The organism is Caulobacter sp. BE264 (genome assembly GCF_031457805.1).
Taxonomy (GTDB): Bacteria; Pseudomonadota; Alphaproteobacteria; order Caulobacterales; family Caulobacteraceae; genus Caulobacter.
Genome location: NZ_JAVDXI010000013.1, coordinates 12701 through 39216, shown reverse-complemented (window position 1 = coordinate 39216; position 26516 = coordinate 12701). Strand labels below are relative to the sequence as shown.

The 26516-nt window shown below is 65.9% G+C and carries 38 protein-coding genes and 1 tRNA gene; 1 reads left to right on the top strand and 38 read right to left on the bottom strand.

Going from position 1 to position 26516, the window contains the following annotated elements; translation table 11 throughout:
• Positions 1–8: 8 nt before the first annotated feature.
• The 8 genes from J2X45_RS20170 to J2X45_RS20135 all read right to left on the bottom strand — a co-directional run bounded on the left by J2X45_RS20170 (position 9) and on the right by J2X45_RS20135 (position 7640).
• The gene (locus J2X45_RS20170) at positions 9–143 is read right to left on the bottom strand and encodes a hypothetical protein (RefSeq protein WP_310218503.1); all 135 of its coding nucleotides are present in this window, start codon (positions 141–143) and stop codon (positions 9–11) included.
• Positions 143–667 (bottom strand): hypothetical protein, encoded by a 525-nt coding sequence (locus J2X45_RS20165; RefSeq protein WP_310218501.1) that lies wholly within the window; start codon positions 665–667, stop codon positions 143–145. Before J2X45_RS20165 ends, J2X45_RS20170 begins: the two co-directional genes overlap by 1 nt.
• Positions 668–746: 79 nt before the next feature.
• Positions 747–1067: a hypothetical protein gene (locus J2X45_RS20160; RefSeq protein ID WP_310218498.1), complete on the bottom strand. Its 321-nt coding sequence runs from the start codon at positions 1065–1067 to the stop codon at positions 747–749.
• Entirely contained in the window at positions 1067–2086 is a 1020-nt protein-coding gene (locus J2X45_RS20155) for a hypothetical protein (RefSeq protein WP_310218496.1), read from the bottom strand. Before J2X45_RS20155 ends, J2X45_RS20160 begins: the two co-directional genes overlap by 1 nt.
• On the bottom strand, positions 2083–2982 hold the full coding sequence (locus tag J2X45_RS20150; RefSeq protein WP_310218495.1) for a hypothetical protein: 900 nt from the start codon (positions 2980–2982) through the stop codon (positions 2083–2085). The genes J2X45_RS20155 and J2X45_RS20150 overlap by 4 nt, the downstream gene beginning before the upstream one ends.
• Entirely contained in the window at positions 2982–6617 is a 3636-nt protein-coding gene (locus J2X45_RS20145) for a phage tail length tape measure family protein (protein ID WP_310218493.1), read from the bottom strand. The genes J2X45_RS20150 and J2X45_RS20145 overlap by 1 nt, the downstream gene beginning before the upstream one ends.
• Before the next feature lie 94 nt (positions 6618–6711).
• Positions 6712–7083 (bottom strand): hypothetical protein, encoded by a 372-nt coding sequence (locus J2X45_RS20140; protein ID WP_310218490.1) that lies wholly within the window; start codon positions 7081–7083, stop codon positions 6712–6714.
• Positions 7083–7640: a Panacea domain-containing protein gene (locus J2X45_RS20135; RefSeq protein WP_310218488.1), complete on the bottom strand. Its 558-nt coding sequence runs from the start codon at positions 7638–7640 to the stop codon at positions 7083–7085. The genes J2X45_RS20140 and J2X45_RS20135 overlap by 1 nt, the downstream gene beginning before the upstream one ends.
• Positions 7641–7826: 186 nt before the next feature.
• Between J2X45_RS20135 and J2X45_RS20130 the strand changes: the two genes are divergently transcribed.
• Positions 7827–8036 (top strand): hypothetical protein, encoded by a 210-nt coding sequence (locus tag J2X45_RS20130; RefSeq protein ID WP_310218485.1) that lies wholly within the window; start codon positions 7827–7829, stop codon positions 8034–8036.
• Here J2X45_RS20130 and J2X45_RS20125 read toward each other — a convergent pair.
• From J2X45_RS20125 to J2X45_RS19980, 30 genes are all read right to left on the bottom strand, one after another.
• The gene (locus J2X45_RS20125) at positions 8033–8359 is read right to left on the bottom strand and encodes a hypothetical protein (RefSeq protein WP_310218482.1); all 327 of its coding nucleotides are present in this window, start codon (positions 8357–8359) and stop codon (positions 8033–8035) included. The two genes, J2X45_RS20130 and J2X45_RS20125, sit on opposite strands and share 4 nt — an antisense overlap.
• A 74-nt stretch (positions 8360–8433) precedes the next feature.
• Positions 8434–8850, bottom strand: coding sequence for a hypothetical protein (locus J2X45_RS20120; RefSeq protein ID WP_310218480.1), 417 nt, complete (start codon positions 8848–8850; stop codon positions 8434–8436).
• Positions 8851–8968: 118 nt separating this feature from the next.
• Complete coding sequence (locus J2X45_RS20115; protein ID WP_310218479.1) at positions 8969–10180, bottom strand: phage tail tube protein; 1212 nt, start codon at positions 10178–10180, stop codon at positions 8969–8971.
• Positions 10181–10259: 79 nt separating this feature from the next.
• Complete coding sequence (locus J2X45_RS20110; RefSeq protein WP_310218477.1) at positions 10260–10667, bottom strand: phage tail terminator-like protein; 408 nt, start codon at positions 10665–10667, stop codon at positions 10260–10262.
• Positions 10667–11125 (bottom strand): hypothetical protein, encoded by a 459-nt coding sequence (locus tag J2X45_RS20105; RefSeq protein ID WP_310218475.1) that lies wholly within the window; start codon positions 11123–11125, stop codon positions 10667–10669. Before J2X45_RS20105 ends, J2X45_RS20110 begins: the two co-directional genes overlap by 1 nt.
• Positions 11125–11538 carry a hypothetical protein gene (locus tag J2X45_RS20100; RefSeq protein ID WP_310218473.1) on the bottom strand — a complete coding sequence of 138 codons (414 nt, stop codon included), beginning with the start codon at positions 11536–11538 and terminating at the stop codon, positions 11125–11127. Before J2X45_RS20100 ends, J2X45_RS20105 begins: the two co-directional genes overlap by 1 nt.
• Positions 11538–12026: a DnaT-like ssDNA-binding protein gene (locus J2X45_RS20095; RefSeq protein ID WP_310218470.1), complete on the bottom strand. Its 489-nt coding sequence runs from the start codon at positions 12024–12026 to the stop codon at positions 11538–11540. Before J2X45_RS20095 ends, J2X45_RS20100 begins: the two co-directional genes overlap by 1 nt.
• Positions 12027–12030: 4 nt before the next feature.
• Complete coding sequence (locus J2X45_RS20090; RefSeq protein ID WP_310218467.1) at positions 12031–12345, bottom strand: hypothetical protein; 315 nt, start codon at positions 12343–12345, stop codon at positions 12031–12033.
• A 4-nt stretch (positions 12346–12349) separates the two neighbouring features.
• Entirely contained in the window at positions 12350–13441 is a 1092-nt protein-coding gene (locus J2X45_RS20085; RefSeq protein WP_310218465.1) for a DUF2184 domain-containing protein, read from the bottom strand.
• Positions 13442–13453: 12 nt separating this feature from the next.
• Positions 13454–13927 (bottom strand): hypothetical protein, encoded by a 474-nt coding sequence (locus J2X45_RS20080; RefSeq protein WP_310218464.1) that lies wholly within the window; start codon positions 13925–13927, stop codon positions 13454–13456.
• 13 nt (positions 13928–13940) lie between these two features.
• Positions 13941–15065 carry a DUF2213 domain-containing protein gene (locus tag J2X45_RS20075; protein ID WP_310218463.1) on the bottom strand — a complete coding sequence of 375 codons (1125 nt, stop codon included), beginning with the start codon at positions 15063–15065 and terminating at the stop codon, positions 13941–13943.
• 20 nt (positions 15066–15085) lie between these two features.
• Positions 15086–16453, bottom strand: coding sequence for an anti-CBASS protein Acb1 family protein (locus tag J2X45_RS20070; RefSeq protein WP_310218460.1), 1368 nt, complete (start codon positions 16451–16453; stop codon positions 15086–15088).
• The gene (locus J2X45_RS20065) at positions 16453–18093 is read right to left on the bottom strand and encodes a hypothetical protein (protein WP_310218457.1); all 1641 of its coding nucleotides are present in this window, start codon (positions 18091–18093) and stop codon (positions 16453–16455) included. The genes J2X45_RS20070 and J2X45_RS20065 overlap by 1 nt, the downstream gene beginning before the upstream one ends.
• On the bottom strand, positions 18029–18502 hold the full coding sequence (locus J2X45_RS20060; protein WP_310218455.1) for a hypothetical protein: 474 nt from the start codon (positions 18500–18502) through the stop codon (positions 18029–18031). Before J2X45_RS20060 ends, J2X45_RS20065 begins: the two co-directional genes overlap by 65 nt.
• Positions 18502–18630: a hypothetical protein gene (locus J2X45_RS20055; RefSeq protein ID WP_310218453.1), complete on the bottom strand. Its 129-nt coding sequence runs from the start codon at positions 18628–18630 to the stop codon at positions 18502–18504. Before J2X45_RS20055 ends, J2X45_RS20060 begins: the two co-directional genes overlap by 1 nt.
• 90 nt (positions 18631–18720) lie before the next feature.
• A tRNA-Gly gene (locus tag J2X45_RS20050) sits at positions 18721–18795 on the bottom strand.
• 369 nt (positions 18796–19164) lie between these two features.
• Positions 19165–19362, bottom strand: a complete 198-nt coding sequence (locus tag J2X45_RS20045; RefSeq protein WP_310218451.1) for a helix-turn-helix transcriptional regulator — start codon at positions 19360–19362, stop codon at positions 19165–19167.
• A gap of 30 nt (positions 19363–19392) precedes the next feature.
• Entirely contained in the window at positions 19393–20106 is a 714-nt protein-coding gene (locus tag J2X45_RS20040; protein WP_310218449.1) for a hypothetical protein, read from the bottom strand.
• Between the two features lie 26 nt (positions 20107–20132).
• Positions 20133–20552: a nuclease gene (locus J2X45_RS20035; RefSeq protein ID WP_310218446.1), complete on the bottom strand. Its 420-nt coding sequence runs from the start codon at positions 20550–20552 to the stop codon at positions 20133–20135.
• A complete protein-coding gene (locus J2X45_RS20030) occupies positions 20549–21007 on the bottom strand; it encodes a hypothetical protein (protein WP_310218444.1) in 459 nt (152 codons plus the stop codon). The genes J2X45_RS20035 and J2X45_RS20030 overlap by 4 nt, the downstream gene beginning before the upstream one ends.
• Positions 21004–21909: a DUF1376 domain-containing protein gene (locus J2X45_RS20025; protein ID WP_310218442.1), complete on the bottom strand. Its 906-nt coding sequence runs from the start codon at positions 21907–21909 to the stop codon at positions 21004–21006. The genes J2X45_RS20030 and J2X45_RS20025 overlap by 4 nt, the downstream gene beginning before the upstream one ends.
• A gap of 17 nt (positions 21910–21926) precedes the next feature.
• Entirely contained in the window at positions 21927–23339 is a 1413-nt protein-coding gene (locus J2X45_RS20020; protein WP_310218441.1) for a DnaB-like helicase C-terminal domain-containing protein, read from the bottom strand.
• On the bottom strand, positions 23336–24067 hold the full coding sequence (locus tag J2X45_RS20015) for a hypothetical protein (RefSeq protein WP_310218439.1): 732 nt from the start codon (positions 24065–24067) through the stop codon (positions 23336–23338). The genes J2X45_RS20020 and J2X45_RS20015 overlap by 4 nt, the downstream gene beginning before the upstream one ends.
• A complete protein-coding gene (locus J2X45_RS20010; protein ID WP_310218436.1) occupies positions 24067–24231 on the bottom strand; it encodes a hypothetical protein in 165 nt (54 codons plus the stop codon). The genes J2X45_RS20015 and J2X45_RS20010 overlap by 1 nt, the downstream gene beginning before the upstream one ends.
• Entirely contained in the window at positions 24228–24488 is a 261-nt protein-coding gene (locus J2X45_RS20005; protein ID WP_310218434.1) for a hypothetical protein, read from the bottom strand. The genes J2X45_RS20010 and J2X45_RS20005 overlap by 4 nt, the downstream gene beginning before the upstream one ends.
• Entirely contained in the window at positions 24485–24682 is a 198-nt protein-coding gene (locus tag J2X45_RS20000) for a hypothetical protein (RefSeq protein WP_310218432.1), read from the bottom strand. Before J2X45_RS20000 ends, J2X45_RS20005 begins: the two co-directional genes overlap by 4 nt.
• Positions 24679–24900, bottom strand: coding sequence for a hypothetical protein (locus tag J2X45_RS19995; protein WP_310218430.1), 222 nt, complete (start codon positions 24898–24900; stop codon positions 24679–24681). Before J2X45_RS19995 ends, J2X45_RS20000 begins: the two co-directional genes overlap by 4 nt.
• Positions 24900–25304: a hypothetical protein gene (locus tag J2X45_RS19990; RefSeq protein WP_310218429.1), complete on the bottom strand. Its 405-nt coding sequence runs from the start codon at positions 25302–25304 to the stop codon at positions 24900–24902. The genes J2X45_RS19995 and J2X45_RS19990 overlap by 1 nt, the downstream gene beginning before the upstream one ends.
• Positions 25301–25804 (bottom strand): hypothetical protein, encoded by a 504-nt coding sequence (locus tag J2X45_RS19985; RefSeq protein WP_310218428.1) that lies wholly within the window; start codon positions 25802–25804, stop codon positions 25301–25303. Before J2X45_RS19985 ends, J2X45_RS19990 begins: the two co-directional genes overlap by 4 nt.
• The gene (locus J2X45_RS19980) at positions 25804–26484 is read right to left on the bottom strand and encodes a hypothetical protein (RefSeq protein ID WP_310218426.1); all 681 of its coding nucleotides are present in this window, start codon (positions 26482–26484) and stop codon (positions 25804–25806) included. The genes J2X45_RS19985 and J2X45_RS19980 overlap by 1 nt, the downstream gene beginning before the upstream one ends.
• Between the last annotated feature and the right edge of the window lie 32 nt (positions 26485–26516).

Sequence of the window (26516 nt, the reverse complement as noted above, 5' to 3'; positions counted from 1 at the left end):
CGATCAGATCAGCCATTGTCGGTCAGCCTTTGCGTGTCGCGCAAAACGAGGGCGTCGCGCATGATCGTGAGGGTGCGGATGACCCCACCACCCTTTCGAGGGGCGAGGGTGATGGCCCGGCGTGGGCCGATGATGCGAGCCATCAGTCCAGGAGCCCCTTCACGGCGACTTTGATGTCGCTGGTGGATCCGAGCGTCGGCGTGGCGCGGGCGACGAGAACGCCGAACATGGCCGTGCTGCTGTCGGCCAGCTTGTAGGGCATCGCCAGTTGGGCGGCCTGGGCGTAGCTGCGGCCGTTGGCGGCGTACCAGTCGGTGATCGGCACAACGGCCGCGACCTTGTCGAAGTCGTCAGCCGCCAGGGTGAAGGCGGCGTTGTCGGTGAACGTCGAAGCCGCCGGGTCTGTGTGGAAGAGCCAGAGTTCCGCGGCGAAGGTCTGGGTGCTCTTGGCCGAGATGCTCGCCATCTGGACTAGGCCCGAGCCGCCGACATCGCGCGCCATCCCCGCGAAGGTCATCTTGGCCCCGATCACGTCGCCGCTGGCGTAGGGGGAGGTCGAGACCGCCGGTGCGGCCGTGGCCACCGTCATGCCAGCGGCATTCCACACGGGGGTGGCGCCTATGGGCGACCCCGTATCGTTCTGAACAGTCGGCGACTTGGCGACCATGGGGGCGGCTCCTTCAGGACATGAAAAAGCCCGGGCCGTGGGGCTCCGGGCGGGCGTTGGGTTGGGTTGTGGGCGCCGGTTAGGCGGTGACGGTGGCGATCTGCTCGGACGTGAGGCCAAGGGCGTCGAGGAAGGCCAGAAGGCCCTCGTCGTCGGCGAAGACGTTTGGCCAGTCCGGCGTGAACCAGCGCGCCCAGGCCACCGGATCGGCGTCGAGCGCGGCCTTGACCTCAGCGGCCTTGCCCATCTCGATCAGACGCCCGGTGACGGTGGACTTCGGAAGCGTGCGGCGGATCGCGGCGTTTGCAGCCTCGATCGCGGCGATCTCTTCGGCGGTGAGGGTGCGGACGGTCGCGATGATCTCCCCGCTTTCATCGCGATCGAAACGAAGCTCGTTCATCACTTTTTCTCCGCGACGATGGTGCCGCCGGTGAAGGCTAGACCGCCATTCACGGCAAACTGGATGTGGGTCGCTCCCCCGATCGTCGTGGCAAACCGTTGGTTCGGCGGACCTTCGCCGCTCATGTTCGGCGAGGACGGAACAGAAGCTCCAGCCACGACGCGATCCTCCAAGCTCAACCTGTTCCGGCCTAGCCCTTCAAGGCTGAGAAAGCCCGTAAACATCGTCCCCGATGCGCTGCCAAACCCAGCGGCAGTTCCAAAGGAGGAGCCATTCGTGCTCAATGCCACCGTCAACGACTGCGTCGATGCGATGGTCACGCCCTCAAACGACAGCCGGCAGGTTGCCGCTCCCGTGGGAAGCGGGATGGTCACCAAAGTCGGTGTGCCGGTAATGTTGTAAGTCCCGTCAGTCGTCCAAAGTGATGTCGCACCGGGCGCACCCGTGTCGCCCTTAGCCCCGCGCGGATCCAGCACCAGCACCAGGCTGTCGCCGTCCGCAAAGGGATTGGCCGTCGACACCGCTACGTTGGTCAGGGTCAGATTGACATGGCCCGTGCCTCCGCCGCTGGGTGTGTTGGCGGTCACGTCGGCGTTCAGGCGCCTGGACGGGTCGCCGAACTTGTACAGCACCAGCGAGCCTAGCGGCGCGCTGGTGCTGGTCATCCGCGCCAGGGTCGCCAGAGCCGACACCCCCAGATTGTCCAGCGCATCGGCCAGCATGGCCGTGGCCGAGCCCTGGGTCAGGTTGTTCAGCCGCACCTTACCCGCGCCAGGGTCGCCAACCGTCGCAGAGAGGCCGTCGAACGTATAGGTGACCACGATCGCGCCCGGCGGGAAGGCGGCGGCCTGATCCGCCGCCAGCGTGGCCATCCAGTCACCCAGCGCGACCAGATCTGTCGCCCACAGAGGCGCGGTGGCTCCCCAGGTCGAGGCGGCGGCGACATAGGCGTCAGCGTCGGCGGTGTTGCGGCTTGGAAAGTCGCCGAGGGCGCGCACTTCAGGCGGCGTCAGATTCATTGCGATAGCCCTTCGATTTGCAGGCTGCAGGTGGTGTGGTTCGGCCCTTCGATCACCGGGCTGAAGTCCTTGACGTAGCCGTAGACCAGGGTGGATCCGTATTGAGGCGACGCCTCGAACACGATCGGTCGCGCGCGGTACTCAACCATTTGTGCGTAGACTTGGTCGAACATCCCCGGCGCCACATTGACGACGAAGCTGCCGCGTTTGGAGAACACCCGCTCGACCACGATCTCGTTGCCGAAGTCGTCGCGGTCCTTGCGGCTGTAATCCGAGAACCCGGGGCTCGCGCCGTACTGCGTGCCGCCGATTTTCTGGCTCAGGCTTGGGATGATCTCGCCGACCTTGGCCGTTCCCCCAGGCGAGAACACCCGCACCGTGATGGTCAGGCCGGCGTACAGGGGCGGGATGCCGCGTATGTCAATATCGGCCCGCCGGCGGATAGGCTCGGTCAGATAAGCGAAAATGTCGACGACGCCATAGTTGACCACCAAGCTGGCGGTGTAGTCGAAGACCACACCATCGATCGCGTCTTCCGCGATCACCTGCACGCTCACGCCATCCAGGTTCAGCAGCGAGACGCCGTCGATACGCCCGTCGACGGTGAACTTGTGCTCGGTGCTTTCGGCTCGCTCGGTCTGAGCGCCGATCTTGCCGTCGAGCGCTTTCCAGCGATTGGACGGACCCAGCGCCAGCCATTTGCTGGCGTCGGTGACGGGGTTGCCCAGGTTGCTGTTGGCGAGGCTCTTGTACTCGACCGCGCCCGTCGCTTGGTCGACGCGGGCGATCGCATCCAGCGCATAGGTGGTCATGGCGCTGTAGAGCGCATTCGGCTCGGAGACATTCGAGCTGACCAGGTTGGCCAGAGCGACGGTCTTGGGTCGCATGACGCGCATCAGTAACCTCGCTCCGCAGGCATGCCGTCGCCATCCCAGCGCATCATTTGGCGCGCCGTCTGGCTGGTGCTTACGGCGGTCTGGACGATGGCGGCCTTCATCTCGGCAAAGTCTGCACGAAGCGCGCGAACTTCGGCCGCCAGGCTGTTATCGTTGGCGCTTCCGCCCGCCGGCGTCACGGAAAGCGTCTCGCCGTAGCCCACGCGGGCGACAGGGGCGCCGTTGAGCGATAGGACGTTCTGGTCCACGCCGGGATTGCCGCCGATGACCATAGATCCGCCGTTCGCGAAGCCGGGCAGGCCCGAGTCCGCTTGGATCGACCGGAACAGCATCGCCAGACGCGCGGGATAACCCGCCAGATCGTCGGCCTTGTTGAGCGCCAGACCGCGCACCCAGGCCACATCGCTCTGATAGCCGATAGCGCTGGACTGGGTCGCCTTGGAGGTTTCTAAGAACGCCTGAGCCATAGCCTGGTCAAACTCACCACGAGCGGCATTAGCCTGCAGCGCTGACCTGGTCGCCGAATAGCTGGCCTGCTGGCTACCGAGGCCAAGTTCGCTCAACAGGCTGTCCGCGAACGAGCGAAGCGACTTCTCCGCGTCCTCCGCGCTCTTCATGGCATTGACGAAGCTGTCGCCAAGGGAGCGCATCGCGTCGGCCTGGCGCTGAGCGGCTTCGGCGACCTTGTTGGCCGTGTCGGCGGTGCTCTTGGCCCACAGCTCGTTCGCCTTGGTGGAGGCCGCCGCGAACGCCTCGGCTTCGGCGGCTTGCTTGGCCATCGCCGCGCCCTCGTCGAGGCGGGCGAAGTAGATCTCCTTCAGCGCCCGCGAGACCGGGTCCAAAGCCGCAAGCTCGTCTTGGCGAGCCGCGAGAACCGCGGCGTTCGTCCCCAGGACCGCGTCATCCATCGCCATCAGGTCAAGGATGATCGAGCGCTGAGACGCCTTCGCTTTGGCGGCCATGGCTTCGGCTTCGGCTTGAAGGCGAGCGGCTTCAGCAGCGGCCTCGGTCGCGGCCTGCGTCGCCCAAAGCTGGCGCTGCAGCTCGTGGAGCGATGGGTCCAGCTTCGCCAAGACCGACTGCTGCTCCAGGGCCGTGGCCTCGGCCGTCTTGCCCTCGAGCTTCAGCAGGTCAATCCGCAACTGGAGCGCGGTGTTCGCGATCTGCTCTTGGCGCGCGGCCTCTTCGGCAAGGCGCTGGGCCTCCGCTTGCGCCTTGGCCTGCTTCTTGGACTTCGACGAGCCAAAGAGGCCACCAAGGCCGCCCAGGATCCCGCCGACAACGGCGCCAACCGCAGTGCCGATGCCCGGAACGATTGAACCAAGCTGGGCGCCAGCCATAGCGCCAGAGGCCGCGCCTCCAATGCCGGCCCCGGCGGAGCCGCCGACTGCGCTGCCGATTCCGGCCGCGACGCCTGCCGCCGCGCCGATCTTGTCCATCGTTGAACCGGTGCGCGAAAGCGCGGCCTTGAGGTTGGCGAACGCGGCGACCAGCCCGTTGACCACCCCGTTCCAATCTCGCGACGCAAAGGCGTCGGTCACGGTTCGGACGGCGTTCAGGTGCTCGTTGTAGGCCGCCTGCAGCCGGTCATTCTCGGTCGCGCGCTGCGATGCGTGGAGCTTGTCGAGGATCGCAAGGCGGGCCTGGGCAATATCGCGCTCGGCTTGGGTTGAGGCCTCGGAAGAGGCGGCGAGCACGAGCTTGCGGCGCTCTTCGGCCTGCTCCAGGTCGAGGATCCGATAGCTGATCAGTCGGCGTTCGGTTGCCGAGCGGGAAAGGTCGGTCTCGGCCTGCAACAGGTCGATCGCGTTCTGGGCGGCGGCGGACGCTTTTGCCGATGTCTCGGCCGCGAGTTCGGCGCGCTCCTTCTCGCTGATCGCCTGGCGCTGAATGTCGGCGATCCCGCCCTCGATGAACTTGAGGCGCCGCAATTCCAGCGTCAGTTCGGACTTCTTGAGGGCGGATAGCCCCTTATCGTCGGCAATGGCGGCGATCTGCGCGTCGATGCGCGACTGTTTGGCCGATGCCGTGGCGGTCGCGATTTGGCGCTCAAGGTCAGCGCGGACACTGATCTCCTTCGCCATGGACAGCCGGGCGCGAAGTTCGTCGGCCATTGCCTGTTCAAGCTGGGCAGCGATCTGGGCGGAGCGCTCCTCTGACATGTCGCGGGCTTCACGGGCCGCCCTGGTCTTTTCGGAGTCGCCGGCGGCCTTCTTGATCCGGTCCCTGGCGGCCTTGGTGATCTCGGCGCCAATCCCGGCGAAGACCTTGTCCACGCCAGCGCCCGCCTTGGCATAGGCGTCCGCTACCGCAGCGGCGGCGCCATCCGCCGTGCGTCCGGCGGCACCGGCGTTCGGATTGTCCACGCGCCCGAGGGAGAACCCGCCAAGCGTGCCGATCTGTGGCCCGCCGACCTTACCCGAGACAGCGTTCGCCTTGTCGATGAGCTTGTTGATCCCTGCCGTGGCGAAGTTCAGCAGCTTCTCGATTGCGGATATGGCCAGGTTCACGCCGGAAGCGAAGAGGTCGCCCATGACGGCCGGCAAGTCCGACCAGATGGCCTTGACCCCGGCAAAGGCGCCAGCGAAGCCGCCGACGATCGCCTTGACCGTGATGACCGCGCCCTTGGTGATCCCTTCGAAGAGCTCGCCGAACCACTTGATCACCGGCGCCAGGGTCGGGGCGACCGCGCCCTTGATGTAGTTGAACGTCCCCTTGAACACGTCGCCGATGGTCACGCCGGTGTCGACGCCCTTGTCCTTCAGGCGGTCCATCTGCTTTTCGGTGAGGCCAAGGCTCGCGGCGAGGTTCTTGTTGTCCTGGTTCAGGGCGCGCGCAGCGAGGGCCGCTCCGCCGAACACGACGCCGCCGATCGCCGCAATACCCGCCAGAAGGGGCAGCACCGGCGCGACAGTGGCGTACATGCCCTTCATGACCGCCGAGAACCCGAGGCCCTGTTGCTTGGCCACCGCGAAGCCGTCCGCGATCTGCGGGCCCTGCTGGATCAAGACCATCAGCGGGTTGATGCCGCCAGCGAGCGAGACGCCGACGTCGGCGAATTGCCGGCCGAGGTTCAGGGTCGCGAACTGCAGGGCGTTCGACGACTTCACACCCGATGCTTGGGCAGCTTCAAGGCTGGCGATCTTGCCCCTCAGACCGTCCGCGACGGCGCCGTACTGCGCCGCCGAGATCGCGCCCTTCTGGTAGAGCTTTTCGGCTTCGGCGAGCTGGCGATTGACCTTCAGGACCTCGCCGCCGAGCGGGTCATAGGAGCTGGTCAGGCGCTGCACCGCTCGGGCGGCTGCGTCCTGCTCTCGCGCCAAGGCGGCCGTCGCCTTGGCGTTCTGCAGGATCATCGAGACCTCGGCCTCGACGCTGTGACGGTAGCGGCCGGCGGCGTTGAAGGCCGTGCCGTAGACCTCGACCAGACCGCGCATCGTGCGCTCCGCCTGGGCGGCGGCGGTTCCCGCGTAGCCGTGCGCGCTGGCCTGCTCCTTGGTCGCCGAAGCCGTCCGCCCGGCCTGACCCTCAAGCTCTGATGCGACCTTGCGGAGCCTCGTCAGCTTGTCGATCGCCGCGTCCGCCGTCGGGACCGAGACTTCCATCGCGAGGGAGGCGAGCGTCACTTCGGTCATGTGGCCTCCCGGAGTTCAGACAACGCCAAGCGCCCGCGCAAGCGCGGGTCAATGGGGCAGGTTGTTAGGATTGGCGCAGGGCGCCGAGGTCAGATTAGAGGTAGTCGCCCAGACCGTTGAGGGCCGCCTCGATCTCGTCCGGAGAGAGGATTTCCGAGTCCTCTATTTCCTTCACCAAGGTCCGGAGCACCGCGTTTGAGACGGTTCCCTTCAAGATGGCGTTTCCGGCTTTCATCTGAGCGTCGTCGATCGCCACTACGACATTGCAACTAACAATGCTGACGCCGGAATCTGTCGGATCAAGGAATGCGAAGTCGGCACAGGGAAAAGCGACGTCGCCAGGATAGGACTTCGCTTTAGGTGAGTTGACGTAGAGGTAGCAGCCGTTGAGGCTGATGCAGAGGTGGTACTTCTTCTTATTGGCGGGCTCGCTGAACACGAGCACCACATCGCCCGGCTTGAACATCAGATATGGGCCGACGTGTGCGCGATGTGCTCCGCGCCCTCCGGATCTGGTTCCTCAAACAGCAACGCGTATTTCATGGGGCGCCTTTTCGCGTCACCATTCCCCCAAGCATCAACATATGCGGGGTGCTTATGGGTATGGTCCACGACGCCGCCGAAACCGAGTTCCCGGACAGTTTCAAGAGCCGCGGCCAGGGCCTTAATGTCCGACTTGGAGAGGGCTCGTTCATCGAACGATCGCTCCGGTTTGACGTAGCGGAATGCGGTCTGGCTGACTTGCACCCTTTCCCAAAGAGGCCCCTTCACGCCAAGCCGACCTTGCCAGTCATAGTTCGGCTTGAGAATGTCGTAGGTCTCTTCCGGCACCGGCCCAAATTTCAGCGCCGAATAGTTGTCGTAGGTGATCGGTCGGCCAAACTGATTGAGGTGAGCCGTGTCAGCCAGAAAGATCGATTTGACAATCTGGTACTGCGTCAGCGGTTCGCCACGCTTTTCGCCCTCGCCAATGAGGTAGAGGATCGACTCCAGGATCTTTCGATAGTTCGGCTTCAGCTTCACGACTCTTCTCCCCCGTCGCGATGACGGAAGTATGCGGCGGCGGCGCTCCTAAAGCACTCCTGCAATTTTGCAACGGTTTTCCACAGAATTGCGGCAGGCTGTGGACGATTAACGCTTTCGATAGCGGTGTGTTCTTTGGCCCCGCTGAGCATCCCATCCTGCTCATCCTATGGTAAGGTCGCGCTAATGACAGACGACGAAGCCAAGGCCGAGGGCCTGACGGTCCGGTGCCCCAACGGGCACGAGGAATGGATGCACCCCGAAATGGTCATCCCTGAAGGCGAACCGTTCTTCTGTGGCGAATGCGGGCATGTCTTCGGAACCTGGCGCGAGGTCCACGGCCGCCTGTTCACCGCCTCCGCGATGCTGGACGCGACCCTGAAAGGCCGCGCCTAGCTCTCTTCGACTGGGGTTGCCGGCTTGCCGTCTGGGCCCGTCTTGCTGGCGCCGGTTCCCGTGTTGGCCGCGATGAACTCTTGGTCGAGACGCAGGATCGCGCGCCGCTCCCAAGGCTCAAGCCGGATCATCTCATCCCGTTCCCATTGAGCTATCTCAAGCCGGGAGAGCGGGGATAGCGCCATGCCGTTGACCGGCCGTGTCGCGCAGAGATCGGTGAAGGCCTGCCAGAGGTGCCGGACGTGCTTTGAGGGCGGCGGTGGCGGGTTTTCGAGACGGTGGCGGGCCTTGCGGGCTTCGTCGTCGTATCCGCGCGAAAGCATCTCGAGGTGAGCCCTCAAAGGCGCGCCGTCCGGCTGGCGCACCCCGAGAGCGAACTGCTCTTTCGCGAAGGCGATTAGGCCTTCGGCTTGAGCTGCAAAAAATTTCCGACCCCGTTGGAGGCGTCGTTGACCTGCTTGGCCAGGTGAGGGTTCGTCTTAACCAGCAGCAAGGCGTTTTCCTCGCTGTAGGCTTCCACGATACCCGTCCAGCCCACGATCTTCACCGCCGTGGCAAGGTGGCCGAATTCGATGTCGGCCTCGATGGGCGTGAACTCCTGGCCGGTCAACGCCGCCAGATTGGCGTCTCGCTTCCGGCGATCGTTCAGAAGCCGGGTCGTGACCTCCGTGACCTTGGCCGAATTGGCGCCGAGCACCTTCAAGATGATGCCGGATCCGGTGCCGTCGGGGCGGATGTACTCGACATTGATCGGCGTATCCGAGGCGGCGACAACGTTCAGGTCGGCTAGGCTGAAGGCGGCTTCTTTGGTCATGAGGTGGTGTCCTTGAAAAGGACGCCCGGGCGCGACCACGGGCGTTGAAGTTTGCAGAGGGGATGCCGCTGAAGCCCAGCGGCCAGGCTCCCGGCCGGGGCCGGATTTCGTGCCAGCCTTAAGCGGCCTGGGCGTCTTGGATCGAAACGATGGTTTGGTGGTTCGACAGCGACGCACCGCCCGTGGCCGGGATTTGAGCGGTCCACTGATAGGTGCGGATGATCTCGACCTCACCGTCATTGGCCTCGTCGGTGAAGATCTTGATCGCGGGAATGACGAAAGTGACGAAGTCGGCGGCGGCGGTAGCGTCGGCGGCGACGATCACCGCCAGGGCCACCGGCGTCTGAGCGTCGCGGATGGCCTGGATCGCGGTCGACGTGAACTTGGCCGAGAACGAACCGGAGACCATGACGCGGCCCATCTGGTGATCGGAGCGCGACTTGCTGCCGATCTCCGCCTCGCCAGGGTTCACGTTGCCGCTGATGGAGATGTCGACGCTCGTGACCGTGATCAGCGAGCCGTTGAGCGAGATCAAGCCTTGCGCCGTCGCCAGGACCGGCGTCGTGGTCGCGGCCGTCGGGCTGGTCAGGACTTGCGAAGAACCGTTGACGCGCGACAGACCGGGGATGCTGAAGGAGACGGTCGGGTTTCCGGTCGCCGGGACGGAGATGTCGGCCTGGACCGTCTTGCAGTCCACGTACAGCTCCGACGACGGAACGTCCGGCTGCCAGACCTCGTAGCTGTAGTAGTCGCTCGTGTGGCCCGTGGTCGGCACCCAGGCCTTTTTGCCCGGCACGGCGAGGCTGGCGCTCGTGATGCCGCTTTCGGCGACCAGGGCGGCGCCGTTGACGGGAACGACCGTCAGGACGGTCGCGGTCATGCCCACGACCCAGAGGTTCTTGTTGAGGTTGGCCGCGTTGAAGCTCCCGGCCGTCAGTTTCACGACGTCGCCGATCTTGATGCCGCCCGTCAGGAAGTCGCCGGCCGATCGGGTGATCGTGTAGGTCGGGCCCGAACCCGCCACGGCGATCGTCATGCCAGTGATAGCCGAAGTCGCCGCGAAGTCCTTGCGGAGGAGGCAGGCGAACTCTGGAGCGTAGGTACCGGCCGACAGAAGGCCTTCAACCTGGCCCGTGGTCGCGTAGACGCCCTCGTTGCTGCCCGTCGACTGTTGGTGGTCGGCAATCTCGTTGTTCTCGTAGGTCTCGGACACCTTGTTGAAGGTCGCCGAGGTGCGGCGGATCAGCTGGCTGCCGGACGAACCGGCGGTGCCCTTACCCGATTGCTTCACGCGCGCGATCTTCCGCGCGATCCCTTGGGCTTGCGCCATGGATATCTCCTTGAGGTCTGGATGTGCGGAGACGCTCGGCGCATGTCCGAGATCGTCGGCTCTGGCGGCGGTTTGCCGTTCAGGTCTGGGCGGAGGCCCGGAAGTTGATGCTCACGGGCAGGACGTAGCGGCCCTGGTCGTCGTCTTGCGGCGGCAGGATCGTCGGCGTTCCGACGACATGGACGGTGACGCCGCCCGCCGTGAACGTGGCGCCGCGATAGAAGGTCGCCCGGATCAAGTCGGCTCGGGCGTAGGCGGCAGCCGGGCCCGCGTCGGGCGGATAGTGAAGGCTGACCTGGAAGAAGCCGCGCTCATTGTAGGTCCGCCCGATCTCGTCATTCGCCGGCGCGGCCGGGACGATCACGGCGCGCTGATAGGGCGTGCCCACGACGGGCGTGAAGGCGGTATTCTCCCAAGCCGTTGAGAGCGGCGGCGAGATCCCCGCCAACGCAGTCTCAAGGGCGGCGCGGACGCTGGCGAGGCTCATCAAGCGTACTCCCGAGCCTGGGGCCGACCGCCAACGTTGCGCGCCGCGATCTGCAGGATGGTCGAGAACTCAGCGGCCGTGAGGCGGACCATGCCGTTCGGTGCCTGCCGTGACCAGCCGTCGACCTCCAGGCGCCAGGCGTAGGGCTTGGAGTTGGAAATGTAGAACCGATGGCCGAACGGGTCGGCTGGCATCCGCTCGCGGCCCTGGAGATAGAAGCTGTTCGTCTCGTTGGTGGTGGTGCGGTCGATCGCGTCGACGCCAAGATTCCAGTTCGACCGAAACTGGCCAGGGACGTAGCCTGACGGCGGTTTCTTCTTCCACGTCTCCGGCATACCAACGGGCGAGCGGGCGATGATCCGTTCGGCGGCTTCGTTGATCACGGCGCCGGGCATGGCGCGAGCACGGGCGAGGAAGTCTTCACAGGCCCGGTTCACCGTCTCTGAGAACCCGGCCATCAGCCTGCGCCTCGAAGATGCAGAGTGGCGGAAATGAGCGCGCCGGCCGGGCGCTTGGGATCGACACCGACCACAGCCTTGGCCGTGCCGTCGGCGAGCGTCAGGGTCGCAGCGTTTGCGAGGCCGTCGGGAAGGTCGACGTCATCGCCATCCGTGGTCACGGGCGAGATAACGAACTCAGAGTCGCCGGCGAGGATCTTGGTCCCGTCGACACGGTCAACCTTGATCGCCTTCTCGACGCCGCTGAGGGTCTGAGTGACCGGCGTTGGCGTCGTCACTGCCCCGGTGGCGTGGTTATAGGTCCCGACGGGGCGATAGGTCAGGGTCACGGTCTGCCCGGCCGCGTCAGGGTTTTCACCCACCGGCGCAAGAAGGCGGATCGCCGCCGCCCGGGCTTCGTCGTAGACGCTCATCAGACGATGAAGATGGCAGGACCAGCCGAGGCGCTGGTGAGGAACGGGGCAAGCAAGCCCTCGACCATGGGGATCGTGACCGCCTCGTTGGCGGCGCCGCCGGATCCGTTGTCGAAGTATTCGGTCTCGACCTCTACAGCGCCCTCGACGCGGTTTTTTTGGCGCTTCAAGCGCTGGTCCGCAGAGGAGCGGGTCGTCAGGACGCCTGGGTTCAAGACGTCGAACCATCCCGCCGCGTAGGCCGCGTGTTCGATGGCCAGCGGAACCACGTCGGTCGCGATGGCTTGGCCATAGGCCGTCGCTCCAGTGCGCGGGAAGGCCCGCTCCTGGGTCAGGCCGTCGGTCGGAGAACCGGGGAAAGCGTGCGCGTCGACGTACACGCTCCCCCGTTGCCGGATGACGGCGGGCGTAGGCGCGCCGACGGGCAGGACGAAGCCGTTAGACCCCAGCCAGTCCGTCAAGCGTTGATCGGTGCCATAGCCCGCCATCTGCCTAAGCCTCCGACTTGCTTTCGCGAGCGAGCTCAATAGCGGCGATGATGTCCGCCTTCTTGGTCGCATCGCCCAGTTCGACGCCTTCGGCTTCGGCCAGGGCCTTCAGGTCTTCGACCTTCAAGCCCGCCAAGCCCTTGTCGTCGTCCTTGTCGTCGCCGCCGTCGACGGTGAACCAGCCGGTGGACTTCGCCGACTCCAGTTCGCCCTCGCTGACGTCGAGGTCATCGCTGGTCGCGCCGGCGTCGACGTAGACCAGGCCCTTCGTGGTGTGGACACCCTTGGGGCCCGTGGTGGTGTTGGTGAACTTGGGCATGGGCTTAGATCCCATCCCGATAGGTGGCCGCCTTCGGCAGGCGAACTTCGGTGCCGCCGACATTCATGATGCCGCCGATTTCGTAGGTCATCGACGACTTCTGGAACGCAGGCAGGAACTCGTGGTCGCCCGGAAGGTGGAATTGGACGACCTCTTGCGAGTTGTCGTAGGCCATCATCCGATCGGTGCTCGACGCGCCCGCGCCAGCCAGTTCGCGGATCGCCCGGAACTCGATGTTCTCGCCGCCATCGCGGTTGCCGCGAATGTAGGCCAGGATCGTCGAGCCGGTGTCCGACATGCGGGTCTGCTCAATGTAGCGCAGCTTCGCCGTCGGCAGGGCCACGGTGGTGGCGGTGTGGGTCTCGCCGGTCTGGCTTTCCACCGCGTTGACCGCCGCCCAGATGTCACGGCTGATCTGGTCCGGCGTCTTGTTGGCCCAGGCCGTGGTCGAGCCGGCGCCGTCGGCGGTCACGTTCGCAGCCGGGATGTTGGCGTCGTTGACCAGACCGGTCCAACCCTTCTCCGAGGCGGCGGTGCCGGGCGCGCGGCCCGTCATCGCGACCGAGCGCTTGAAGAACTGGGCGGCCTTGTGAGCGGCGGCGGCCTTGTCAGCCGAAAGCGAGCGGCCCAGCTTGGCGGCGCGCTGCAGTTCCTGCGTCGACCACTCGTAGCCGATGCCGGCCAGGTAGTAGCCGCGGGACTTCTGGTCCATCAGCGTGGAGGCATAGGGCATGTCGAAGCCCTTGCCGCTCAGGAACTCGGCCTTACCGACCTCGTCCATGCTGTAGAACACCGTCCCGACGTCCCACATGTCGCCGTCGGTGTTGATCGGCAGCAGGCCCGTCAGGTCGGCGTTCGGATAGCGCCGCATGTAGACCTGCGTCTCGATGCGGAACAGTTGCGGGGTCAGGAAGGCGCGACCGACTTGGTCGTCAACGAAGAACTCGTTGGCCTTGTCGCCGAAGGTGGCGGCGATGGCAGCGTCGTAGGCTGCCCACCGCTGGAAAGCGAGCTCACGCTGGCTGTCGCTGGCGGCGAGGAAGGACGCGGCGTCGGTGAACAGGCCACCGGTCGCGTCAGCGAAATTGATGATCATGTTCGGGGTTCCTTAGCGCTTGGCGACGCGGGCGAGGCCCGACGCGGCGAGGGTGTCGTCGAAGATCCAGCCGGTGGCGGCGATGTGGGTCGAGTCGGCGGCGGTGGAGCCGATGCCGTCCGCCGCGCCGCCGCTCTTGCCCACGGTCACCGAAGCGCCGTCAGCAACGGCGCCGGTCGCCGAGACCCAGATGACGCCGCCGGTGATGATCGCGACGTTGTCGTACTGCTGGTAGCGGTCGGCGGTTTGGCCCGGGAGCAGAGCCGCCGTCTCATTGGCGATGGCGAAGCCCAGGAAGGTGGCGGCGGTGCCGACGGTGGCGGTGCAGCCGTGGTCGCCGCTGCCGCGATAGACAGGCGCACCGAACGGGATGCCGGCCGAGTCTTCGCAAGTCCGCGAGATGCGGTTGCTCGCCTCGCCGTTAGCGACCATGCCCGCGTAAGCGGAGGTAAGGTTGGTGGCGTAGGTGTCCTGAAGAACAGCCATGATGCGGTCTCCCTTAGTTCAGGCTGGCGAAGCGCGCGGCGTCGCGGATGGAGACGGCACTGACGCCGCCGGTGGGGTTCGCGTCGGAGATGGCCTGACGCAGCGGGTCGCTCGGCTTCAGGTCGGCCGTCTTGAGGTCGAAGGCGGCGTCGACGTAGGCGTCCGACTTGTCCTTGGCCGCGTCGCCCAGGACGGCGCGCTTGATCTCGAGGTTCGACTTGCCGGCGGTGTCCAGCGTGGGAACCAGGGCCTTGGCCTTCGAGACGACGGCCGCGCGATCGGCGACCAGAGTGTCCAGAGCGGCGGCATCCAGCACCTTGGACTTGAGGTCCGCGATCTCGGCGTCCTTGGTCGCCAGTTCGGCGTCCTTGGCGGCCAGGTCAGCGGTGTGCTTGGTCTGGGCGTCGGTGAGCGCCTTGCTGGCGGTGTCCAGCAGGCCCTTCAGCTTGTTGACGGCGGCTTCACCGGCGTCCGTGGTTTCGACCGGGAGGCCGTCCACGATGATGGTCTTGAGCGCCATGTGGCGGTCTCCATGGTTGGGGGGCGTTGAAAGATCCGCGAGCGAGGAGCCCCAGGCCCCGGCACGGTTGGCGTCTCCGAGGCGGGTGTTTCCCGCGCGCGGATTGTTGTTCGGCAGGTAGGCCACGTGGTTGAACCGAAGTTGGCCGGCCTGCTTGAACTGGTAGGGAGTGCCGTCGGCGGCGATGCCGACCGCAGGGACGACGTCGACGGTGTAGCCAGCCGACAGGCTCCTGGCGCCGTCGGCGACCTCTTGGACCGAGGCCGCGTCCATGATCGCCATGGGGGCCACGACGTGCTCGCCGTCACGGCGGATCCGGCCTCCGACCTGGCCTCTCGCGAGCTTGGACCAGTTCTCAGCCGTGACGGGCTCGCTCGGGTGGTCGCGGGTCACGGGGCGGCCGGCGAGCGAAAGCAGGCTGTCCTCGTGGAACACCACGTCCGGGTCACGGTAGACGCCGAACACCTTCGTCGCGTCGTCGCCGGTCAAGCCAAGCTCGGAGCCGAGGTACTGTTGGACGTTCCCGGCGCGCGAGACCTTGGCGTCTCCCACCAGGTAGCCATCACGCGTGAGGGAGAGGCCCGACGCATCAAGCGTCAGGGTGTCGGTGATCATCATGTGAGGGGTCTCCTGACCTATCAGGCCTGTGGAGGCGGGTCCGGGTTCAGCGTCGGATCGGCGGCGGGATCGATCGGATCGGCCGCGCCGGGTTCTGGCGAGGCGGGGTCTTGCTCGCTCAGCTTGCCGTGTTCTTCGATTGCCGCCTCAAGGCCGGGCAGCGAGCCGTCTTCTGTGAAGGTGTTGACCAGGGCGTCGGACAGGGCGTTGACGGGCAGCACCGGCCCTGCAGCGGCGCCGGCCAAGGCGCGAGCTGCGGCGGCCTTCAGGGAGAAGATCTCGCCCTTTTCCTTCTCGCTGATCTGCCAGAGCGAGGCGAACTCGAAGTGGACCTCGCCGGGCCGCTGGCCAAGCGCGGACCTGATCAGGACCTCGTCCAGCTTCTCCAGGCGCGGGCGGAGGTTGACGTTCTGGTCCGCAGCGAGCCGGTCGTAGTAGTTGCGAAGATCGCTCTCGCCCGTGCTGTTCATGCCGGCGGGCGACTGCCCCAGAAGGCGGGTCGCCGGGATGTCGGCCGCGCCGGCGGCGATCTGGAGATAGAGCTGGAGGACCTCGGGGAGTTGGGCGAAGCGGACCTGCTTTTGAATGTAGTCTTCCTCGGCATCCATCAGCAGGCCGTTGTTGATCGACTTGCCCTGGTTCGCCAGGCTGATGCGGTCGATGACCTTCTGACGATAGGCCTCGTCCCCGACGTTCTTCATGAAGTTGGGGATTTTGTAGACGTCGACCTTGGCCTCAGCGATGAGCGCGGCGATGCCGTTGGTTGCCAAGCCTGCGTTCTTCACCGCCTCGTCGATCGCCAGGAGGACCGAGTCTCCCCAACCGTTCTGCATGGCGATGTCGGGCACTTCGGCGCCGATGAAGCGGATCACGCGCGAGGGGTGGATGCGGACGTTCCCGCGCCCCGCTGAATTGATGTTGTACCAGAGCGGCTCGCCCCAATCCGGCGACGCGGCGTCTCGATTGATCTCGCCGGGATTGATCTCGTACCGGCTGGCGACGTGGATGTAGGAGAGGCCACCCTTGCCGATGCTCGCCGGATTGAGCGGCAAGGCGGGATCGTCACCCTCGATTCCGATGATGATGGCCGCCCCGCCGTACAGCCGCGCCAGCTTCAGGGCCCTGGCAAGCTTCGGCCAAAGCTGGAGCCTGGCCTCTTCAGCCTCCAGGGCCTCGATCTTGCGGGTGTCAGTCTTCCAGTCGCGGCCCTCGCGGACCATATCGAAGGCGGGGATGTCGACGACCTTGCGCGCAATCCAGTCCGCCCGATAGGCGGCCAAGGCCTGCTGTTGGTCCATCTCGACCACGAAGTAGCGCGACGCGCCGGCCTTGTCCTTGGCCGTGCCCATAGCCGAGATCAGGTTTACGAGGCGGTCTCCGAACCTCATCAGACGTTGTCCAGGCTGTAGGTCGGTTCATTGTCGACGTAGGTCAGCATCAGCGCGTCCGCGTAGTCGGGCGAGGCGATGCCGCGGCGCTTCAGGGCGTCCTTGGTCTCGATCACGATCTTGCCCTTCTCGTTGCGGCCCCACTTCACCAGCGAGAGCTGGAGGCATAGGGCGTCGCTGTCCTTGTCGCCTGATGGCAGTGCGAGGAGGTCGGTGACGGGGTGTTCGACCCCGCCCTGGCGGCCCTCAAGGAACGCGACGTGTTCATGGGTGCGCTGCAGGGCTGTTCGGCATAGCCACCAGACCTCAGCCTTGGAGTTGCCGAACATCTCCTGGGATGTGCGACCGTCGGGCCAAATGCGGTCGCTCGGCGGAAGGCCCGTATTGATAGGCCAAACAGAAAGGCCAGAGACGGTGTTCTTGGTCAGCGTTGAAGCAACGCCGGCGCCTACGCCTGGGGCGTCAAAGTTCAGTTCCGTCGCGCCCAACTCGCGCGCAATCTCTAGCGCCCAGTGTGCAGTCTCAGTCGTGTCCGGCTGGCCACGCGAGCGGGGAACCATGACAACGGCGCCAGCGCGCGGGATCGTGACCGATTTCGACTTTCCGGCGCCGACGTCCAGACCAAGTCGCACCGCTTTTGAGGGGTGAAGCTTGGGTTCGAGATGTCCTAGGCGCTTTGCGCTTTCGACCCAGACGGCTGGAATACAGATGCCCTCGACCGAGGCCGAATAGTCGATGTCGTACTCGGACGCCCAGGTCGTGGGGTCGGAGAAGCTGGCCTGTTTGGCCCGCGCCCATTCCTCGGTTTTTCGTGGGTCATCGCGCCAGTGCAGCCGGAAGATCTGGCGCGGCTTCAGGACAGAATGGCGCTTGCGGGCGAAGAGGTTGCCCATGCCGTTGACCGAAGAGACCCAGACCACGCAATCGGTGTTGCCTGACAGGGCCTTTTCGACGGCCTCAGCATTGGGGACGAAGGCCGCTTCGTCGACCACATAGAGCGAGGAGCGGCCACCGCGCCCCATGTCCTCGCCGCCTTCGCCTGAGATCACCGCGCCGGTCGCAGGATTGACGATCCGCATGTAGTTGTCGTGCTGCGTCCAGACGAAGCCCTCGGGCAACATCTGGATCGGCAACCTTCGCAGCATGATCCGCAGCTTGGCGAAGATGCTGTCCGGGTTGTCCTTCTTGTCGACGTAATCGACCTTCCGAGAACCAAAGGTGGTTTTGAAACCCGGCAGGAACAGCCAAGCCCACAACGCGAATCCAGCGCAGAGGTAGGTCACGCCCGTGTCGCGCGACTTCTCGCACAAACCTTCTTCGCTGGAGTCCACCCGGTCCTTCAGCCAGGTGATGAACTCCGCCTGCTTTGGCCAGAGCTTGAACGGGACGTAGGCGCCGCCGGACTTGCCGACCAATCGCGGGTCGTAAGTCCAGACGTGACGGTTGAACCAGTAGACCGGATCCGCCGCGCAACGAACTTTCTCAGCTTCCCAGCCGCCGGCCTCAGCCTCGATGCGCTCCCGCTCTTCGCGCTCGTGCTTCAGACGCGCCTTCTGCTCCAGAAGAGCTAGGGCTTCACGCCTCTGATCCAGGGGGAGCCGCTTCAACACCTCCGGCGAGAGCGGCAAGGCGAGCGTCAATCTCGGCCTCCGTCAGGTTGGCGTACTCCACGGGACCGCCGTTGGGGCCGGTGTGTCGCAGCGTCTGGGCGTCGCCGTAGACCTTGGGCTTGCGCTTGCCGGCCGACCACTTCAGGCCGTTGATCGCCGCCGTGGCGGCTGCAGGTTCGATTTCGCCGTTCGCGGCCTGGCGCGAGTAGTGGGCGACATCGTCCGCGTCGGCATCCGCCGAAAACTCGCGCGCGCGGGCGTATTGGTCCTGAAACGCCTTTCCGTCGAGTTTGTTTGCCGGGTCCGCAAGCCAGCGGAACACGGTCCCTCTGGATGGCATGCCCTCATCTTCGCAGATTTGTCGGAGGCTATCGCCGTCGGCGATGCGATCGCAGATCACCGCGGCCTTTTCAGGCGTGTATTCGGAGGGGCGACCCATCACCACCCCCGCGCTGCGCGCCGGTAGGCGCGCTTACAGAGCAGATAGCCGGCCCAGAGCAGGGCGATCGAGAAGGTCACGCCACCGGCGATGAACCAGGAGGCGCGCTCTGTGATGGCTTCGAGCATGTGGCCTCCGTTAGGGTTTCGCCCGCACCGGCCTGGCGCGTCGGGGATCTAGCCATGGGCGGGGTGTACGGGCCGCCGGGCGGGCGAACGTGGAGCGACCAGCCGGGATCGAACCGGCGACGCCCAGGTTGGAAGCCTGGCGCTCTACCGCTGAGCTACGGTCGCGGAAGCGGGAAGTGGCCTCGCCGCCCGTGGCGTCCCCTTGGGTTGCGCGCTTGGATCGGTGACGGGCGGCGGGCCGGACATGCAAAAGCCCCGGCCGTGAGGCGCGGGGCTCGTTGCGGACGCAAGGCGTCGACTAGCGATGGATAGGCAGGTTTGTTCCGCCTCGTCAATATGCGGTATGCGCGCACCCGGACGTCGCAAGATGCGCTGTTGTCGGCGCTGGGCCGTCGATCCAGGGGAGCTCATGTTCGCCTGTGCAGGCCCTAACTCGGTGTCGCATTTGGCCGTGTCTTGACCTGGCGTCTATCTGTTCTTCGAAGGCGGACCCGATCATCGTCAGGTCGATCCAGTCGGGCTCTACCGTATCGCTCATGGCTTGATGGCCTCCTTTGCCGTTTCGAGACTGTGGTTCAAGGCGATCCACAAGAACAACCGTACCTCTGCCGGCATCTCGTCGGCGTTGACCCATCCGGTGACGGTGTTGGGCGCCCGGCCCAGGATGCGGGCGAGCTCGGCTTGCGATAGGCCGATCTGAGCCAGGGCGACGCGGAGATCGCGGGCTTTCATGGGGCTTTCATCCACCGATTGTGTACGTCGTCACGCTGCCGTTGATGTTTCAGCGGCATTTCGCGAGACCTCGCCGAGTGTCGACGCCACGATTTCGAGTGCGAACACCAGAGCGGCGCGCCGGCGCTCATAGCCCCGGCCGCCGCCGAAGTCGCGCATGGACCGGCCGAACCCGGCGACGTGCTGGAGCATCTGCAGGGCGGGAAGGTGCTCGACCATCGTAGCCTTTCGCACCCGGACCTCGCAGGCCTTGGCGAACTCTGCCTCCTTCGCCTGCTCCAGCTTGCGGGCGACGAAGGCGTCGTTGTCGTGGCCCTTGCCGCCGCCGGTGTCGCTGATCTGCGAGGCCTGGAGATCGGCGCCGCGCGCCTCGAACGCCCGACGGTAGGCCAGGCCCGCCGCGTACTGGGTCCGCGTGATGTGACCCAGCTTCAGCATGTGGGCCAAGGCGTCCCGGCTGATCATGTGCGCCGCGCCGCCGGTGGCCGGCTTCTCCTCGACCTCCTCGCCGCGGTCCTTCGCGAGGGTGATCGTCTCGGCGATTCCGTCGGCGCGCTCCTTGAGCTCGACCCGCTGGTGCAGGCGGTCGGCGATCTTCGCGATCTTGGCGCGGGCGATCTCCTTGTTGCCCTTGGTCTTGGCCCGTTCCAGCTCCTTTTGAGCCAGCTCGAGGGCCTTGGTTTCGGCCTCGTTCAAGCGGCGGTAGTCGCGCTCGAGGGCCTTCAAGTCTTTGTCGGCGGTCATGGTGGGTTTCCCGAAAGGTGGATGGTTCAGCGAACGCCACGGCCGCCAGGCGCAATGCCGGCGGCGCGCATGCGTGCGCCAATCGGGACTCCGTCGACGCTGCAGGCGGCGATGACCCGGTCGTAGCTGGAGGTCTTGCCGTTCTGGCCACGGCGGACGGTGCAGACCGCGCGCCGACCGACGAGGCGGTCCATGACTGCCTTGGCCTGGCGCCCTCCCGGCTCGTTGAGTTCTGGCGCGAACCAGTCCGCCTCGCGGACCTCAATCCAGGTCGATGGGTTGGGGCCCGGCCCCACGCAGAGGCTATCTCCGTCGCCGGCGTACCAGACGACGCCAGAGATCCGGTCCCCAGCCTTGAAGCCACGGACGGGCGCCTCGCACGGGTCGGCAAGGGCGGCCCCGGCGGCGAGCGATAGGCCTGCCGCGAAGAGGAGGGTTCTGATCATTGGGCTTTCCCCGAGAGTTGGGCAGCGCGAAGCTCGCCCATGGTGGTCAGTTTCCAGACGGCCCGGCCGCCGCGTTGGCCCGCGCCCTGGTCGATCCGGTAGATCAGCCCGCTCTCGCGGAGCTGGGTTGTGCGGCCGCCCAGGTCTCGCGGCGCCATGGTGCGGTCGATCATTCGGCGGAGAGCGGCGGCGGTCTTCGGGCCGGTAGTAAGCGCGACGAGAACCTGGTCGGCGATCGTCAGGCTCGCTTGGTCACCCTTGATGCCGCTGGCGCGCTGGCCCATCGCGGCCTCGACGAGCCCAGCCGGGTCGAGGTCCGCGAGCATCCCCCAGCACTTGGCCAGGAGGTAGGCTCGCGGCACGGTCGCGGAGGCCTCGCGGCCGTCTTCGCCGGTCAAGGTCAATCGCACGTCGCCGGTCATCAGCGGGAGGTGTCGCAGGGCGGCGCGCGTCATGCGGCGACCTCTTCAGGCTGGGCAGGTGTGAACCCGAACTCGCGCTGGATCTCGACCGGAACCCTGCAGCGCGGTCGGCCTGGCTCTGGGCCCCAATCGGTCGGGTTCCAGAACCGCGACCCGTTGACGAAGGCGTTCACCCGGCGGCGCCAGCTTTCGAGCGGATCTGCAGGGGATGATGAGGCCAGGGCTTCCAACGGCGTGGCGCCGTCGACGAACCCAAGCCAGCGGTCGGCCGTGATCATCCGATGCGCGCCCTTGGCAAACTCGCCGCCGTCCTTCGTGGCCTCGGCGCTGGCGTAGTAGGCCCGCAAGCCTTCGATGACAGCCGCCGGCTGGTGGCCGCGCCGCGCAGCGCCTTGGAGCGCCTTGAGGATGTCTGCCTTGCTGGTTCGCTGGCGCGCCCTTGGCGGCGTGACGGTCCAAGCGAGTTCGACGTCGGCTTGTCGGAGGACAATCTTCGGTGACAAGGCCGCCGTGTCCCCCTTGGGGGATATGGGGGATCTATTATCTTCTTCTGGTTCTGGTTGGTTGGATTTTCGTTCGACGTTTTCGGAACGAACGTTGACCCCTTCTGCGTTGTTTTTGTTCGCTCTTTTCGATGCACTGGCTTTCCCGGCGCTTTTTGCGCCTTCGATCACTGCGTCGTACTTCGCAATCTCTTTTGAGACCCGATTGTGCCGGATCGACCCGCCTGAAACCTTGAAGAAGGCCATCACGTCATCGCGCACCGAGGCCCATTGATCGGGGGTGCATTGGGCGATGCGGGCGAGCTTTGCCTCGTCGCGCGGCAGCTTCCCGCCGGCGCGCCACATGGCCATGATCAGAAGCAGGTAGGCGCCGTGTCCGATAGCGTCGAGGTGCGTCGTCTCCGCCAGGTACTCAGCGATGTAGAGCTTCATGTAGGGAGGCGCGCTCATCAGGCCTCCTCGCGAACGTCGGTCACTGCGTCGTACTCTGCGTGGTAATCCTGCTGGTCGCTGCCGACAGCGCCGCCCCGGTTCTTGGCGCAGAGCACATCCATGCGGCGCCGGAGAAGTTCGACCTGCTCCTCCCATTTCTGGTGCTCTGGCGTGCCCTGGCGGGGCTCGGCGCGCTCGAGGTAGTAGACCTCGCGAAAGGGGAAGAGGACGACGTTGGCGTCTTGCTCGATCGAGCCCGACTCCTTGAGGTCTGAAAGCTGCGGTCGCTTGTCGTCGCGACTCTCGACGCCCCGGTTGATCTGCGACAGCAGCACCACGGCGCAATTCAGTTCACGAGCAAGAACCTTGAGCGCCGTCGTCATCTCGCCAATCACTGCGGCGTCGTTTCGGCCGTTGGCGGCCGGGCGCTTCATGATCTGGAGATAGTCGATGAAGATGGCCCCGATCGGACCCTTTCGGCGAAGGGCCCAGGACCGGCGGCGGACATAGTCGACCGAGAGAGAAGCCGTATCGTCGAGGATCATGTTGGACGGCACGCGGCGCGCGGCGCGCTCCAGGATGTCCCAGTCCATCGGCGTGAACTTCTCAGGGTTCATGTCGTGGTAGCGGATCGGCTGGCCGTCGCGGAACGTGAGCTCTGAGAGCGTGCGCTCGTCCATTTCCCGGCGGTGCATCTCAAGGCAGTAGAACGGGAACTGGTGCTCAGGATTGCGACGGGCCGCGCCATGGGCGATCTGCCGGGCGAGGCCCGACTTCCCCATTGAGGGCCGGCCAGCGATCACGATGAGGCAACCGGGGCGAAGCCCGCGAAGCCGACGGTCAACGCAGCGAAGCCCGGTCATGAGGCCCTTTGGTCGACCCTCCAGGGCCTCCTTCCGCATTTCCTCGATGGTCCAAGCGGCCGATGTGTTGGCATCGACGAGGTTGGCGTCGTTAGGCTCGGAGCCGCGCGCAATGTCGGCCAGCAACGCCTCTGACTTGGTCACGACCTCGCGTAGATCCTCCGCGGGGTCGCGGGCCTTCTCGGCGATCAGAGCCGCCGTCTCTACAAGGTCCCGGCGCGTGGAACGCTCGACGATGATCCGGGCGTACTCGTGCGCGGCCGCCTTGCCGACGACATGCTCGACCAGCATGGCCAGATACCGAAGGGCGCCGAGCTCCTGATAGGCCGGATCTCCGTCCTTGAAGGCGTCGTGCACCGTCAACGGATCGACGGCGACCCCGGCTTGAACCTTTTTCGTGATGAAGGCCCATGCTCTCTGGTGGAAGGGCTCGTGAAAGTGCCGAGCCTCCAGGCCCGCGAGGCTTTGAACGATCTCGTTGTGCTCCAGGCAGATGCCAAGGAGACGCATCTCGGCGTCGATGTCGAAGAGCGCCGCAAGTTGCTGAGCGGGGCGTGTGTCGGTCATGCCGCCTCTCCAGCCCAATCGAGCAATGGCGCCGGAGCGATCGGATCTAGTCCCTTGGCATAGTAGCTGCTGGGGTTGTCGCAGTGCCGGTGCACGGTCGTCAGGACGCCGCCGCGCTGGGCGAGGGTCCACTTGTCGCGAGCGGCGATCGGCCGGTTGCAGTCGAAGCAGGCGCGGACCGGCCGGCGCGGTGCTTCCGCCGGGGTCGCCCCACGCATGAAGTAGGTCGGCGCGGAGCCGGGGATGGGCCGGTCAAAGAGGTACCAGGCCGAGTCCTCCTTGTGGTCCCAGTCCGTGTCCGGGATCCACTTGAGGCGGCCGATGATCACGATCTTCCGGCAGCGGTTCTGGAAGGGCAGGGCTTGCTTGGTTCCGGCCCACGCCGCGTCGAACAGCAGCCACGTCGGCGCCTGGTCCGAAAGGTGCGTGATCAGCGGATGAAGCTCTGACCGCGTCCAGGGTGGGTTGGTGATGAACCCGTCGGCGTCACCGATCTCGACCTGCATCATATCGCCGGTCGCAATGAAGTCGGCCTGGGGCTCGATGTCTCGCGCCTCGACGCAGTGAGCGAATGGCTCAAGCTGGCGGATCAAGTCGCCCGCGCCAGCGCAGGGCTCCTTGTAGCGAAAGCCGCGACGCAGGTGAGCCAGTAGGGGCGGGACCGCGCGAGGATCCCACGTCAGGTACTTGTTCTTGTGGAGGCGCGGAAAATTGGAACGCTTGCCCATCAGGCGGCGACCTCCACGACCCGGCCATCAACGACGCGGACGGTCTTGCCCTCGGCGATCTCGACGTCGGACACAGCCGAGCCGCCCTTCATGAGAAGGACTAGGAACGAGCCATCTCGGCGGGCGGTGCACTTCAGCACCGTGAAGCGGTCGGGCCGGCTCATGCGACGAACTCCGGCTTGTACCGGCGCGGGGCCGACTTCTGGCCAAGCCAAGTCCAGAGGGCGACGTCGAGGTCCGACGCGAGCATTCCCAACTGTTCGGCGGTCTGTTTCAGGGTGAACCCGGCGGCCATGTACTCGCGCGCGGCCTCGACCTTATCGAGGGCGGCGATCCGGACGGAGGAGTGCTTGGAGCAGTAGCTGTTGGCGCTGTACGGCCCCATGGCCGGAGCGCCGCAGATGCGACATGGATGGCTCATTTCACGAAGCCCTCGGTGTTCATACGGGCGGAGAACCGCTCCGCGAGGCTTTGCCGCTCGGCGGCGAGGATGACGTCGAGGCCAGCGAGCCCGGCCAGGACGAAGACGGCCTCCATCGCGCTGCGGAGGCGGGCGCGGTCGGTCTCGATATGCTCGGCGGCGGACAGGCCCCGGCGGATGGCGGCGTCGATCACCGGCGGTTCCTCCCGCCTTGGGTGCCGAGGCGCGTCCGCTTCTGTTCGTGGCGGACGACCTCTTGGGCGTGGACCTGGGCGGCGAAGCCGTGGCCTTCGGACTCGGCGAGCATGCGGCCGGCAGTCCGGAGCACGCTGCAGAGCACGGCCTTGCGCGGCCCGCCGCCAAGGGCTTGGCCGATGGCCTGTTCCGCGAGATCGTCGAGGAGCTCGCTCATCAGTTCCGGTCCAGCCATTGGCGGCCGCGTTCGGTCAGGCGATAGATCCCGGCGCTGGTCTTCTCGACCAGGGCGGCTGTCCGGGCGTAGCCCATGTGATTGCGGGCCGTGGCGATGCTGCCGCCGATTGCGTCGGCGAGATCAGCCAGCTTCATTCCACCATCGGCCAAAACCTCCACGGCCTTCTCAGTTGAGGGCGGAAGACCCGGGAAGCCCGCGAGGCTCTTGCGCTTCAACCGGGCGCGGATCTCCTCGGCCTTGGCGAAGCGGTCAGGATCGGGCCCATCGTTGGGTTGGACGAAGCGGCGGGCCGGGCGGCGGTCGGCTTCCGTGCGCCGGAAGCTAATGAGCGGGCCGGTGTCGAGTGCGCGCGCGGCTTCGCGCTTGGCGATGTCGATGATCATGCGGCGAGCCTTTCCAGGGCCCGGGCGCCGTAGAGGGCGATCATCGCGCTTTCGGCGCGTCCCTCGTGCTTGGCCAGCGTCCAGAGCTTGGCATGTTGGGGAAGGAGAGCGGAGGCACGTGCGCGGACGGCGTCAGACTTGTCCGAACCGCCCTTTACGTTCAGGGCGCGTTTCCAGACCTGCGGCGTGACCAGCTCGGTCGGGATGAAGTGAGCGGCGCAGGCCATGCGCGCGGCCGCATAGGAGGCGCCGAAGCTGAAGGACGAGGTCACGCCCATCTGCGGCGTGGCCCCGACCTGCTCAATGAAGGCGCGGATCGGGTTCTTCGCCCACTCGTCCATGATGTGGGCGAGGGCGACGAGGTCGAGTTCCGTCCGCTTGCCACCCCCAGCCTTGGGGGTGACATAGACGGGCATGTCCCGGACGTCCAAAGCGCCGGTCGCTGGGTTGTAGAGCGCCAGGGCGCCCGACAAACCCGGGTCCACACCTAGGACCAACATCAGGCGGCTTCCATTTCGGGAGCGGCCTGCTCTTCGTCGGCGCCAGTGGTGTCCATGAAGCCGGACTTGCGGAGAGCGCGCGCCTCGGCGTCGGCGTCGAACTCGTCTTCCTCCTCGTCGCCTTCGGCTTCAGGCTCTTCGGCCTGGGCCTTACGAGCGTCGAGGATGGTCTGGGCCCGGCCCAGCTTCGCGATGTTCTCGGCCTGGCCTTCGTGCCAGCCTTCCATCCAAGCCTGATGGGTCACGCCGGCGAAACGCTCAGGCACTTCCGGATCAGCGCCGCGTAGGCCGGCGCGCTTACCGGACGCCTGCGCCAGACCGAGGTCGTCGACGGTGTCGGCCTTCGGGAACATGTCGAGCTGCGTGCCGACGGGCAGGCCCTGCGCGACCATGCGCTTGGTGCGCTTCTTCTCGTGCTCGATGAACTCGGCTTCGTTCATGTCCTGGAGGGCCAGGATTTCCTCGAAGTCCTTGCGGCTGATCTGGAGATCGCCCTTCACCAGCGCGAAGAGGTTGTTGACGTCGGTGCGCGCCGCATCTGCGACGGCCTTCTTCTCCGCGTGGATCGCTTGGGCGCCGCGGATCTTTATCGAGTAGTAGTGCTGGAGGTCGGCGATCTCGTCGTCGGTCAGCACGTGGTTGTCGTCCCGTTGCGGGGCGGCGTTGCGAGCTCGGGGCAATCTGCCCTCCCTCTTACGTGCGCCGGACTTTA